Origin of the sequence: Aquamicrobium soli, from assembly GCF_042646345.1 — a bacterium.
Taxonomy (GTDB): domain Bacteria; phylum Pseudomonadota; class Alphaproteobacteria; order Rhizobiales; family Rhizobiaceae; genus Mesorhizobium; species Mesorhizobium soli_A.
In genome coordinates this window covers 1-13,215 of the sequence record NZ_JBHRTK010000008.1, presented here as the reverse complement: position 1 = coordinate 13,215, position 13,215 = coordinate 1, and the positions used below count along the sequence as shown (strand labels likewise).

The following is a 13,215-nucleotide window of genomic DNA, read 5'->3' as shown; positions in this document are numbered from 1 at the left end:
CGACGAGGCCTGCCGCCGTACCGTCAGGAGTGCATGCGCTCCGATGTCCGGTCGTAGAACGGGCTCAGGCCGGCGCTGGCGGGAACCGCCCTGCCGTTGACCTGTATCGCGAACTCGCCTCGGGCTATGAACTCGGCCGTTACCGGTTCGTCGGCCGCGACATAGCCCATGCCGATCGCCGCACCCAGGTGGTGGGCATAGTTTCCCGAGGTCAGGTAGCCGACGGGCTTGCCGTTCATCAAAATGGGCTCGTTGTGAAAGAGGAGGGGCTCGGGTTCCTTCAGCAGGAAGCAGACCATCCGCTTGTTGCCGACGCCGGCTTGTTTCTGCGCGAGGAAGGCATCGCGGCCGATGAAGGGGACGTTCTTGTTCGGCCTGGCGGTGAATGCCAGGCCTGCGTCGACGAGGTTGTCCTCGTAGACGATGTCGTGGCCCCAGTGCCGGAAGCCCTTTTCCATGCGCAGGGCATCGACGGCATGCATGCCGACGGGGCGAAGTCCGAACTCCGTTCCCGCCTTCACGAGGGCGTCGAGGAAGGTGACGCAATCGGCTGCGGGAATGTAGATTTCCCAGCCAAGTTCGCCGACATAGGAAACGCGCTGCGCCCACAGGCGCACGCCCGCCGCCTCCAGCCAGCGGCCGGTGCCGAAGGCGAAGTGCTCCGCCGACAGATCGACTTGCGTCAGTTTCCGCAACAGCGCGCGTGAATTCGGACCCTGCAACGCCAGCACGCCGAACTCGTCGGTGATGTCGGTTACTTCGACGCGGTCTTCCTTCCCGATATGCTTCATCAGCCAGGACCAGTCCTTGACGTGGCTGCCACACGGGGTGGCGACCATGAATTCTTCGTCGCCCATCCTGACGACGGTCAGGTCGGCCTCGATCCCGCCGCGCTCGTTCAGCCATTGCGTATAGACCAGCTTGCCGACCGGCACGGCGACGTCGGCGCAGCAGAGCCGTTGGAGCAGGTTTTCGGCATCCGGGCCCGACACGCGGAATTTCGCCAGCGAGGTCAGGTCGTAGAAGCCTACGTTCCCGCGCACGCATTTGTGCTCCTCGGCGGCGTATGGGAACCAGTTCTGGCGGCCGTAGCTGTACACGTATTCCGGCTCGACGCCCTGGGGAGCGTACCAGTTCGGCCGCTCCCAGCCGGCGACCTCGCCATGCACCGCCCCCATTTCGACAAGCCGGTCGTGGAAGGGAGATTTGCGGATGCCGCGGCCCGAACGATACTGGTAGTAAGGCCAGTGCATCGCATAGGAGCGCTCCAGCGCTTCGGCCACGCGACTCTGGAGATAGGTTTCGTCGCCCTGGAAGGGCATCGCCCGGCGGCAGTCGCTTTCCCAGACATCCATCGGCGGATAGCCGAGGTCGATCCATTCGGCCATGACCTTGCCGATGCCGCCGCCGCCGCCGATGCCCCGGCTGTTGAAGCCGCAGGCGACGAAGAAGTTCTTCAAGAGGGGTGCTTCGCCCATCAGGTGCTGGTTGTCGGTGGTGAAGCTTTCCGGCCCGTTGAAGAAAGTGGGGATGCCGATGTTCTCCAGCGCCGGATAGCGCATCATCGCCCGCTCAAGGTATTTTTCGAAATGCTCGAGCTCATAGGGCAGTTCGCCGAAACTGAAATCGGCCGGCACCTTCGACATCGGCAGCGGATTCCCATTGTCCTCGAAGAAGCCGATCAGGAGCTTGCCGGCGTCTTCCTTGAAGTAGACGCCATGGTCGAGGTCGCGCATGATCGGCAGGCTGGAAGGCAGGCCCGGGACAGGCTCGCTCACCACATAGTAATGCTCGCAGGCGAACAGCGGCAGCACCACGCCGACCTGCCGGGCGAGATCCCTCGACCACATGCCGCCGGTCAGCACGACTTTCCGCGCCCGGACCGTGCCCTGGCTGGTCTCGACGCCGGTAACCTTGTCACCGTCGGTCAGGATCTTCGTGACGGTCACTCCCTCGCGCACCGTCGCCCCGTTCATGCGGGCGCCCTTGATGAGCGCCATGGTGGTGTCGATCGGGTTCGTCTGGCCGTCCTTGGGAAGATACAGGCCGCCCACCAGGTCGCTGGTGTCGATGCCGGGGTAGAGTTCTCCCAGCGTCCGCGGGTCGACGACCTCGACCTCGACGCCGAAGACGCGCGCCATTTCTGCGGTGCGGGTCAGTTCCTCCAGCCGTGCTTCGGTCTGGGCAAGCGACACCGAGCCGTTGCGCTTGTAGCCCGTGGCCTGGCCAGTCTCGGCTTCCAGCTCCTGATAGAGTTGATGCGAATAGGCGCCGAGCTGGGTCATGTTCTTGGTCGGCCACAGCGTGCCGACCAGGCCGGCGGCATGCCATGTCGTGCCGCAGGTCAGCCTGTCGCGCTCCAGCAGCAGCACGTCGGACACGCCGCGTTTGGCGAGATGGTAGGCGATCGATGCACCGCCTATGCCGCCACCGATGATAACGACCTGGGCTTCCGTTGGCAGGTTCGACATGTTGAGCCTTTCCATGGGTACGATACGGCGGGATCGCGATGCGGTTGGTTTTTGAGGGCGGTCGGGTCCGCCTATTCCTGGCCTACCCGGGTCTTGAGGCGCTGGGCACGTGCCTGCAGGGCGTTTGCCGTCAGCATGAGCACGGCGGCGAGCAGGATAAGCAGCGAGGCGACCGCCGTGATCGTCGGGCTGATCTGCTCACGCAATCCGCTCCACATCTGGCGCGGCAGCGTCCGCTGTTCCGAACCGGCCAGGAAGAGCGCGACCACGACCTCGTCGAACGAGGTGACGAAGGCGAATATGGCGCCGGCGACGACGCCCGGCATGATGAGCGGCAGCATGACCAGGCGGAACGCCGTCATCGGCCGTGCGCCGAGGCTTGCCGCCGCGCGCATCAGCCGCGTGTCGAAACCCGACAGCGTCGCTGCCACCGTGATGACCACGAAAGGCGCGCCGAGCGCCGTGTGGGCGATGACCAGACCGGCCAGGTTCCCCACGAGCCCCAGGTAGGAGTAGAAGTAGAAGATGCCGAGCGCGGCGACGACGATCGGAATGACGATCGGCGAAATGATGAGCGCGGCGAACAGGCTGCGATAGGGACAGTCCGGCCGCGACAGGCCGACGGCGGCCAGCGTGCCCAGCACGGTAGCCAGCAGCGTCGAGAAGATCGCGACGATGACGCTGTTGCGGGTTGCCAGTTGCCAGTTCGCCGAGTTGAAGAACTCCTCGTACCAGCGCAAGGAAAGACCCGGCAGCGGATAGGTGAAGAAGGGTTCCGAGTTGAAGGAAAGCGGGATGATCGCCAGGATCGGCGCCACCAGGAACACCAGCACGAGGCTGCAGTAGAGCCACAGCATCCAGCGCTTCGACCGGGGTTGGGCAAGTGCGTTGGACATGGTCAGGCCCCTTTCGTCCGGCGGCTGCCGAACGCGATGGCCAGCGCGATGTAGAGCAGGGCGACGACGGCGAGCAGGATCGTGGCCAGCGCTGCCGCCATGCTCCAGTTGGTCGACTGGTTGACGAAATAGGCGATGAAGGAAGACAGCATCTGGTCGCGCGGGCCGCCGACCAGCATCGGCGTGATGTAGTAGCCGAGCGACAGGATGAAGACGAGCAGCGAGCCGGCCCCTACGCCGGGCAGCGTCAGCGGCAGATAGACGTGCAGGAAGCCGCGCCACGGGGCAGCCCCGAGGGAAGAGGCCGCGCGCATGTAGACGCCCGGTATTCCCTTCATGACGGCATGGACCGGCAGTACCACGAAGGGCAGCAGGATGTGGGTCATGGCGACAAAGACGCCGATCCGGTTGTGGACCAGCTCTATCGGCGACGAAATCAGCCCGGCCCATTGCAGCAGCGAGTTGATGACGCCGCTGCCCTGAAGCAGCACCAGCCATGCGGTGGTGCGCACGAGAAGCGAGGTCCAGAACGGCAGCAGCACGAACATCATCAGCAGGCGCGACGTCCGGTCGTCGACCGAGGCGAGCAGGTAAGCCAGCGGGTAGCCGAGGACCAGGCACAACGCGGTGACGCCGAGGCTGATGGCGACGGTGCGGATCAGGACTTCGATGTAGATGGGCTCGGAGGTGACGGTCAGCGACCCTTGCTGGTCGCGGTCGAGGTCAAGCGCGCGAAGGATATAGTAGCCGGTGAAGGCTGGGGAGGCGGCCTTGAGCGTTTGCCAGATACCCGGCTTGCCCCACACCTTGTCGGCTTCCAGGAGCGCTTCGCGGGCGTTCTCGGGCGCGACGTCCTGAACCCGGCGGGCAGTCTTCATGATTTTCGAGCGGATGCCGGGATCGTAGAAGTTCAGGCGGCGCGCAATATCGGCGGTCGTCGCGCCGGGAGCGGCGGCGAGGTCGGCCGCAAGCGCCCGGTAAGCTTCGTCGGAAGGCATGTCCTCGCCATTCCAGCCTGACAGGACGGCCGCCGTCTGCGGCAGTGCCGCGCTGATCTCGCGGTTGTCGACCGCACGCACCAGCAAGAGCGCGATCGGCAGGATGAACGAGACGACGAGAAACAGGAAGAGCGGTGCGATCAGGCCCAGCGCCTTGAGCCGGCCAATACGGGCTGCGAGCCTGAGGCGGGCGGCAAGGGCGCGACGGTCCACCGGACTGTCGTGGTCGATTGCGGCATTGGCGGTGGCAACTCGGCTGGGCGACACGCGTTCGCTCGTCTATCTCGATGGCGGGTTGGGGCGGGGGCGTAGCCCGCGATCCCGAGGATCACGGGCCACGTCGGCGGCGCGTTACTGCGCCAGCCAGCGGTTGAACCGCTCGGTCAGTTCCTCACCGTGGTCTGCCCAGAATTCGGGGGAAACGGTGAAGGCGGTCTTCATGTTTTCGTCCGAGGTGGGCAGGTTGGGAAGCATCTCCGGATCGACCAGCTTGGTCGCGGCGGTGCGGCTCGGGCCGTAGGAAATGTACTTGGTCTGCACCGCCTGGTTTTCGGGCCGAAGCGCGAATTCCACGAACTTCTCGGCGAGGTCGAGCTTCTTGGTGCCTTTCGGAATAACCCAGATGTCCCAGTCCAGGGCGGCGCCGTCCCAGACGATTTTGAAGTCCTTGCCGCTTTCCTTCACGGCATTGTAGATGCGCCCGTTATAGGCGGTCACCATGTCGACTTCGCCGTCGGCGAGAAGTTGCGGCGGCTGCGCGCCGGCCGACCACCAGACCTTCACGTGCGGCTTGATCTCGTCGAGCTTCTTGAACGCGCGGTCGACGCCTTCATCCGTCTCCAGCACGTCGTAGAGTTCGGCGGCGGGAACCCCGTCGGCGATCAGCGCCATTTCCAGCGTCGACCACGGCGTACGGCGCATCGAGCGCGCGCCCGGGAATTTCTCGACATCCCAGAAATCGGCGACCGTCTGCGGGCCGCCATTCGGGTACTTGGTCGCGTCGTAGGCGATCACCGTCGCATAGGCGGTGATGCCGACGCCGCAGTCCAGCGCCGCACCCGGCTGGAAGCCGTCGCGGCCGCCCAGCTTGTCGTAGTCGATCTTTTCGAGCCAGCCCTCGGCGCAGCCCTGCACCGCATGGCCGGTTTCGACGTTGACGACATCCCACATGACGTTGCTGGTCTCGACCATGCCACGCAGCTTGGCGGTCTCGCCGCTCCACTCCTCCTCCAGGATTTTGATGCCGGTTTCCTTGCTGAAGGGCTCGAAGTAGGCCTTGCGCTGGCTTTCCTGAGCTGCTCCACCGTAACCGGTAATGGTCATCGTCTCCTCGGCAGAGGCAACGGTCGCCACCGCCAGCAGGCTCGCCATCACCAGTCCGGCGACGCCTATTCCGTGTCTCGTATCTGTCATTGCAGTCCTCCCGTTTGTGATGTGTGTGAACCGATTGCCGGATCGGGTTTGCCCGCCGGCTAGGTGGCCGGCGCGAAGGCCCGGCAGTCCTCCGATCGCCAGCCGATGGGAATGATGTTGCCGGGGCTGAATTCCGTCGGCAGCGCGCTCCCGTTCGGAACCTTGATGATGAGGTCGTCGCAGCCGAGCGCCTCGACCCGCAAGCGGATATGATCGCCGAGATAGATGATCTGGCGGATCGTCGCGTCGGTACGGTTGGGCACGTCCGCAGCGGGCGCCACCACAAGCCGTTCCGGGCGAATGGACAGGGTGGCCAGTTCTCCGAGCCTGACCGATCCGGCCCGCACCGAACCGAATGTTCCTTGCGCGGCGCCTTCGATGCTGATCCGGCAGTTCGCGTCGTCGATGCCGACGACCCGCGCCGAGATGGCGTTGTTGTCGCCGATAAACCGGGCGACGAACGGATTGGCGGGCAGGCTGTAGATTTCGTCCGGGGTTCCAAGCTGCTGCACGATGCCGTCGTTGAATACCGCGATGCGGTCCGACATCGTCAGCGCTTCACTCTGGTCGTGCGTGACATAGACCACGGTGATCCCGAGTTCGTCGTGCAGTTGCTTGATCTCCAACTGCATATGTTCGCGCAGCTGCTTGTCAAGCGCGCCGAGCGGCTCGTCCATCAGCACCAGCTTGGGCTCGAACACCAGCGAGCGTGCGAGCGCGATGCGCTGCTGCTGGCCACCGGAAAGCTGGCCGGGCTTGCGGCTGGAGAAGCCGTTCATCTGGACCATCGCCACCGCCCGGTCCACGCGCTGCCTGATCTCCTCGCGCGGCACGCCCCGCATCCGGAGCGGGAAGCCGACATTCTCCTCGATGGTCATGTGGGGAAACAGCGCATAGTTCTGGAAGACCACGCCGATATTGCGCTGGTGCGGCGGCAAGCGCTCGATCGGCTTGCCGTCCAGGTGGATGGTTCCGGCCGTCGGCATTTCGAAACCGGCCAGCATCATCAAGGTCGTGGTCTTGCCGGAACCGGAAGGCCCCAGCATGGTCAGGAATTCACCGCGGCGCACCGACAGGCTGAGGCGTTTCACGACGATGGAGACGCCGTCGTAGGTCTTCTCGACATCCGTGAAGCGCACGAAATCGTCGCTCTCGCGCGGGCCGGCCGACTGGGGGTTCACAGGACCAGCCATTACCGTGATCCCGGCTGCGGAACATCGGCCGCGGCCTTGCCCCGAGAGGTCGCGGCCGCCCGGACCACGGCCCAGGGTCCCTGACGCGACATGCGTCCCGATCGAACGATCGCCTTGTCCGATACCACGAGAGTTTTGAAATCCTTCATTGCGCCTCGGTGTCCGATCCTTGCCATCGTTGAATTAACACGGCTGGCTATTGTCGACAATAGCCCTTTCGCAAGCGATGTGTCATACTGTGGACGACATTGATATTCGGTTGATTTGCGGTATCCGTTTGAGGGTCCCGAGCGGCAGGAGAATTGGGAGGTTCCCGTGGAAATGACAGTAAAACGAACGTCGCTACCCCGGATCGTGAAGATCCCTGCGGAGGTCAGGGCGGCCGATGCCCTGCGGAGCCAAATCGTCGAAGGCCAATTTCCGCCCGGGTCGCGCATTACCGAAGTTCAGCTTGCCGAAGAGATGGGCCTCTCTCGCGCGACCATCAGGACGGCGCTTCACGAACTGGCCAACGAAGGACTTCTGACCCTCGTCCCCTACACGGGCTGGACCGTGATCGAGCTCAGCGTGGAGGACGTGTGGGAACTTTACACCCTTCGCGCCGCCGTGGAGAGGATGGCGGCGCAGCTGGCGGCGAAATCGCAGGTGGAAGAGCAGCGTGCGCAGCTCCGCGCGGCGCTTGAGAAGCTGGTCCAGGCCTGTGAGGACGGCAATTCCTTGCGGATAGCGGAAGCGGATTTCGGCTTTCACAAGGCGATCGTGGACGCGGCCTGCCATCGGAGATTGTCGGCGCAGTACGGGCTGATCGAGCAGCAGATTCGCGTCTACATTCGTTCCAGCGATGCGCTGATCGCCAATCCGTCGGAGATCATCGCCCAGCACAGGCCCATGTGCGATGCCATTCTCGCCGGGAACGCCGATGAAGCGGGAAGGCTTGCCGAGGAGCACAACCTGACCGAGGGGGAAAAGCTGGGCCAGTCGCTCGCCGCCAAGGGGTGAAGAAGCGGCGAATCAGCCGCGTCGCGGATGCTCGGCGGCGGCCGCGATATTTTCCTGTCTCCGCGCTCTATCGGCCTCGCCGATCGCTACCGTAACGGAAGCCGCCTGCCTGGCTTCCGTGGGCATGGCGTGATCTTCCGAACGCGCTTTGCCGCGCCTGGCCTTTGATTTCGCGCATCTCATCGTCCGGAACGGGACCCCATTCGGGCCGCCTTCCCGAAGTATTACGGTTTTTCATATGGGCTATTGTCGACAATAGCCCATATAGGTATAGTCGCCTCGGCTTGGGCTGTGGGCGCCCGGTCAAGAACGATCCCCGGACGCCCTTTCCGCGAACCCTGTCGAGTTCCGTGCATGAAGAAAATTCGAAACGCAGAAGAGATCCTGTCGCAGGGAGACGTCGAGTCCAGGCGTATCGTGCTCGAGATCGCCGACCGGACGCTCGACCGTCTGGATAGCTATCGCCGCATACGCTCCATCATGCGCATGGAAGGCGACGTGCTGCATATCGGCACTCGCTCATGGGATCTGTCGAAGAAGCGCAACGTCTACCTGTTCGGGGCGGGCAAGGCCTGCAACCACATGGCGATGGCGGTGGACCATGTGCTCGGCGACCGACTGACGCGCGGCATCGCCATCGTGAAGATCCACGAGGAAACGGACCGGTTCAACAAAACCGAGGTCTATGTCGGCGGCCACCCGCTGCCCAACCAGGAAGGCTTCCGCGCCTCGAAGACGATCATCGAGATCGTCGAGCGGGCCGGTCCGGACGACCTGTTCATCGTCGTCATCAGCGGCGGCAGCTCCGCCCTGATGTCGTGTCCGATCGACGGCATTTCCCTTCAGGACGAGATCGATACCACCGACGTTCTGCTGAAATCCGGCGCCGGCATCTACGAGATCAACGCGGTGCGCCGGCACATCTCGGCGCTGAACGGCGGCATGCTGGCCAAGCGCATACAGGATGTCGGTGCCGAACTGATCGGCTTCGGCATATCCGACGCCGTGGGATCGCCCGCGACGGGCGATATCGCCGTGCCTTACGCTGCTTACAAGAGCACGCCCATCGGCCCCGACGCCACGACGCTGGACGATGCGCGCGCCACGATCGTCAACTACGATGTCGCCGAGCGCCTGCCGAAGAGCGTGGTCGACTACCTGATGAATGCCGGCCCGGACAACGAAACGCCGAAGGCCTTCCCGGACAACACCTATTTCCTGCTCAACACGCTGCCGGATTCCTGCACCTATGCCAAGGAAGCCTGCGAAGAGATGGGCATCCCGGCCGTCATCGTCACTTCCTTCCTCGAAGGCGAGAGCCGCGGTGCCGGCACCTTCTTCGCCGCTATGGCGCGCGAGATTCAGACCTACGGCAATCCGGTCAAGGCGCCCTGCGTGCTCTTGAGTTCCGGTGAGGTGACGACGCAGATCCTCGATAATGCCGTCATCAGGGGGCACGGCGGCCCCGGCCAGGAAATGACCGTCGGCTTTGCCATCGCCGCCGCCAAGACGAAGGGCGCATGCCTGCTTTCCATCGACAGCGAAGGCACGGACGGCACCGCCAGCGTCGCGGGCGGCATCACCGATTCCTCGAGCCTGAAGGTTGCGACGGGCAAGGGCATCAGCCTGCATCAGGCGCTGCGCGAGCATAGCTGCTTCGAGGCGCTGTCGGCCATCGGCTGCACGGTCTTCACCGGCAACACCGGCACCAATCTTTGCGACCTCAATATCCTTTATGTCCCGGCGATCGAGGAAGGCCAGTAGCATGGAAGACAGGATCGCATCCGTCCGGGCCCAGCAGATCATCGACTGCAAGTGCCGGCCCGCCGTGGAAGTCGAAATCCGCACCGAAAGCGGCGCGGTCGGGCGCGGCGCGGCCCCGACCGGCACCTCGGTCGGCATGCACGAAGCCTTCGTCCTGCGCGACGGCGACCCTTCCAGCTATAACGGCCTTAGCGTCCACAAGGCGGTCGACAAGGTCTTGAACGTCATCGGGCCGGCGCTGGTCGGCATGAACGTGTTCGACCAGCGCGCCATCGACGAAAAGATGATCGCGCTCGACGGCACGCCGGACAAGCGCAACCTCGGCGGCAACACCATTTATTCGGCCTCGATCGCGGCCTTCCGGGCGGCGGCCGATGCGCGCCGGATGCCGCTCTACAAACACATCGCCGGCCGCGACATCCGCACCGTGCCCGTGCCCTGCTTCAACATCGTCAACGGCGGCCGCTACGAGACGCTGACCCAGGCCTTCAACGAATTCCTGATCGTGCCCTACGGCACCGACAGCATCGACTTCGCCGTCGAGATGGCGGTGACGGTGTTCCAGAAGCTCGGCGAGGTCCTGGCAAAACATCTCGGTCACAAGCCTCAGGTCGCCAGTTCCTATGGCTACGCCGCGCCTTCGGACGATCCGGAGGTGATCCTGTCGCTGATGCGGGAGGCGATCGACGCCTGCGGCTATGGCGACCGCATCGCCTTCGCGCTCGATTGCGCCTCCAGCGAGATGTACGACAGCGAGACAGGCACCTATCTGCTGAAGGGCAGCCGGGTCTCGACCGACGATCTGATCGCCTACGCCAAGGGGCTTACCGAGAAATTCGATTTCGTCTTCATCGAGGACCTGCTCGATGAAAACGACTGGGATGGCTATGCCAAGGCGGTGCGGGAACTGACCCGCACCATCGTGCTCGGTGACGACCTCACCGTGACCAGCCCGGCCCTGCTGCAACGGGCTCATGAGACGCACGCCGTCGACGGCTTCATCCTCAAGCCGAACCAGGTCGGCACCATCACCGAGGCGATGGACGCCCATCGCTTCGCCAGCGAACACGGCATGATCTCGGTTCCCTCCGGCCGCTCCGGCGGCGTCGTCGACGACGTGGTGATGGATTTTTCCGTCGGCCTTGAGGTGCCCTTCCAGAAGAACGGCGCGCCGCGTTCGGGCGAGCGCATCGAAAAGCTGAACTTCCTGATGCGCGCCAACGCCGCCAGCCCCGGTTGCCGCCTCTACGACATCAGGCCCCTTCTACGCTTCTAACCAGCAAAGGTTGCTTTCATGGATCCCAGGATCGATTTCCTCTACCTCTCCGAACCCGACATGATCGCTGCCGGCGTTCTGGACGCCAAGCGCTGCGTCGAGGTCTGCGAAGAGACCTTCGCCCTGCTCGGCAAGGGCGACTACCTGATGGGCGGCGCCAATCACAACAACCACGGCATGAACATCGTCTTCCCCAAGGAAACGAAGTTCCCCAACATGCCGGTGGCCGGCCCGGATCGCCGCTTCGCCGCCATGCCCGGCTATCTCGGCGGCCGCTTCGACGTCTGCGGCAACAAGTGGTACGGCTCCAACCACGCCAATATCGAGAAGGGCCTGCCGCGCTCGATCCTGACCATGATGCTCAACGACAAGGAGACCGGCGCGCCGCTGGCGCTGATGTCGGCCAATCTTTTGAGCGCGGCGCGCACGGGCGGCGTGCCGGGCGCTGCGGCGAGGCACCTCGTCAACAAGGGTGCGAAGGTCGTCTCGGTCGTCGGTTGCGGTCCGATCAACAAGGCCTGCTTCACCGCGATCATGACGCAGCTCGAAGGCGTCGAGAAGGTGGTGTGCTTCGACCTCTTCCTCGACAAGGCCAACGAATTCGCACGATGGGTGCAGGGAGAATACGGCGTCGGGGCCGTCGGCGTGGATGATACCGAAGCCGGCTTCCGGGATGCGGACGTGATTACCGTCGCCGCGTCGCGCCTCAGGCCGCTCTACTTCGAGGACGAATGGATCAAGCAGGGGGCGACGATCCTCGTATCCGGCCCCTTCAACACGGACGAGTCCTTCCTGACCAGCGCCAGGATCGTCTATGACCACACCGCCTTGCAGGAGGCCTATGTCGAGGACGCGATCGCCTCGGGCAACAAGGAGGCCTACTACAGCGGCGTCATCGGCGGGCCGTTCTTCCGCCTCATCGATGCCGGCAAGCTGCCGGCGCTCAAGGATTCCACGAGCCTTGGCGACGTCGTCAACGGCGCCAAGCCCGGCCGCGCAGACCTGAAGGAACGTGTGATCTTCATCGCCTGCGGCATGGCGGTCTTCGACATAAGCTGGGGCTTCGAACTGCTCCAGAATGCCAGGGCCAGGGGTATCGGCCAATCGCTCAACCTCTGGGAAAGGCCGCATCAGGGCTGAGCGCCGACACATCATGCCGGCGAGGCGATGTCTCGATAATTGCGATCAAGCGGGAGAGCCGGCGCTGCGATGGCGGCCTACATGAGGCGGACATCACGGTCATCTGCTTGGCACCGTAGCCGTACCAAGGATGCCGCGCTCCAGCGCAGAGGGTAGCCGGCAGCGAGACAGGGGAAAGCAGCGTGAGTCCGGCGCTTATGAGCCGTTACCGCGACATTGCCACCAGCCATCCCCGGAAGGCACGGACCTTGGGCACGAGGGCGTTCTGCGGCGTGGCCAGGAACCAGTAGGCGCCGGAACTTTGCAGTTTGTGACTGGGCGACGAGCAGGCCGCTTGCGAGCTCGCGCTCGATCAGGGCCGAGCGGCCAAGCATGATGCCCTTGCCCTCGACCGCGGCGCGGATTGCCATGATCGACTGATCGAAGGACGTGCCGCCGCTCGGATCGATGCTGTCTATGCCGGCAGAGGCGAGCCAGGCGTCCCAGTCCTCTGCATAGCCCGGCACGTGTAGTAGATCGCTCCCCTTTAGATCTGCCAGCGTGCGAAGCGAGGCCGCAAGCGAGGGGGCGCATACCGGGAATATTTCCTCCCGCATCAGCGCGGTTGCCTCGAGCCTCGGCCAGTCCCCCCAGCCGTAGCGTATTTCCGCGTCGGCCTTGCCGCGGCCTGCCTCCACGCCGTGGCCGAGCGCGGTCAGCCGGAGTTCGATGCCTGGATACGATGCGCGAAACAGGTCGAGCCGGGGCGCTATCCACTGGCTGGCGAACGACGTTGCCACATGCACGACCAGCAATTCGCGCGTGCTCCGCCCCACGAAGTGCGCCGTCGCCTCGTCGATCAGGGCGAAGCCCCGGCCAAGCTCTTCCGCATAGCGCTTGCCGGCCGCCGTCGGCGTCACGCCGTTGGCATGACGGTCGAACAGGCTTTTCGACAGCCGCAATTCAAGCGCGCGGATATGCTGGCTGACCGCCGAGGGAGTTACGTTCAACTCCGCAGCGAACGTGCTGACCGCCGGTTCCACCTGGCATGCTGCGGGCCTGATGGGGCAGTTGCGCAGCAAGGTG

Annotated in this window: 10 protein-coding genes; 4 read left to right on the top strand and 6 right to left on the bottom strand. The window is 64.3% G+C overall.

Annotated elements, in window-relative coordinates:
- Window positions 1–23: 23 nt before the first annotated feature.
- The 5 genes from ACFOHJ_RS06495 to ACFOHJ_RS06475 form a co-directional block, all read right to left on the bottom strand.
- Window positions 24–2,471, bottom strand: coding sequence for a GcvT family protein (locus ACFOHJ_RS06495; RefSeq protein ID WP_378219669.1), 2,448 nt, complete (start codon window positions 2,469–2,471; stop codon window positions 24–26).
- Between the two features lie 71 nt (window positions 2,472–2,542).
- Window positions 2,543–3,367: an ABC transporter permease gene (locus ACFOHJ_RS06490; protein ID WP_378219668.1), complete on the bottom strand. Its 825-nt coding sequence runs from the start codon at window positions 3,365–3,367 to the stop codon at window positions 2,543–2,545.
- A 2-nt stretch (window positions 3,368–3,369) separates the two neighbouring features.
- Window positions 3,370–4,632 (bottom strand): ABC transporter permease, encoded by a 1,263-nt coding sequence (locus ACFOHJ_RS06485; RefSeq protein WP_378219667.1) that lies wholly within the window; start codon window positions 4,630–4,632, stop codon window positions 3,370–3,372.
- Between the two features lie 84 nt (window positions 4,633–4,716).
- Window positions 4,717–5,778: a polyamine ABC transporter substrate-binding protein gene (locus ACFOHJ_RS06480; RefSeq protein ID WP_378219666.1), complete on the bottom strand. Its 1,062-nt coding sequence runs from the start codon at window positions 5,776–5,778 to the stop codon at window positions 4,717–4,719.
- 59 nt (window positions 5,779–5,837) lie between these two features.
- Window positions 5,838–6,971, bottom strand: a complete 1,134-nt coding sequence (locus ACFOHJ_RS06475) for an ABC transporter ATP-binding protein (RefSeq protein WP_378219665.1) — start codon at window positions 6,969–6,971, stop codon at window positions 5,838–5,840.
- Between the two features lie 321 nt (window positions 6,972–7,292).
- Between ACFOHJ_RS06475 and ACFOHJ_RS06470 the strand changes: the two genes are divergently transcribed.
- From ACFOHJ_RS06470 to ACFOHJ_RS06455, 4 genes are all read left to right on the top strand, one after another.
- The gene (locus ACFOHJ_RS06470) at window positions 7,293–7,970 is read left to right on the top strand and encodes a GntR family transcriptional regulator (RefSeq protein WP_378219733.1); all 678 of its coding nucleotides are present in this window, start codon (window positions 7,293–7,295) and stop codon (window positions 7,968–7,970) included.
- Window positions 7,971–8,324: 354 nt separating this feature from the next.
- Window positions 8,325–9,734, top strand: a complete 1,410-nt coding sequence (locus ACFOHJ_RS06465; protein WP_378219664.1) for a glycerate kinase type-2 family protein — start codon at window positions 8,325–8,327, stop codon at window positions 9,732–9,734.
- Window position 9,735: 1 nt separating this feature from the next.
- Entirely contained in the window at window positions 9,736–11,010 is a 1,275-nt protein-coding gene (gene eno / locus ACFOHJ_RS06460; protein WP_378219663.1) for a phosphopyruvate hydratase, read from the top strand.
- A gap of 18 nt (window positions 11,011–11,028) precedes the next feature.
- Window positions 11,029–12,150, top strand: a complete 1,122-nt coding sequence (locus ACFOHJ_RS06455) for a tyramine oxidase subunit B (protein WP_378219662.1) — start codon at window positions 11,029–11,031, stop codon at window positions 12,148–12,150.
- Between the two features lie 77 nt (window positions 12,151–12,227).
- On the opposite strand, the gene ACFOHJ_RS06450 is transcribed toward ACFOHJ_RS06455, so the two are convergent.
- The coding region (locus tag ACFOHJ_RS06450; protein WP_378219661.1) for a LysR substrate-binding domain-containing protein at window positions 12,228–13,215 on the bottom strand (988 nt) is incomplete at its 5' end.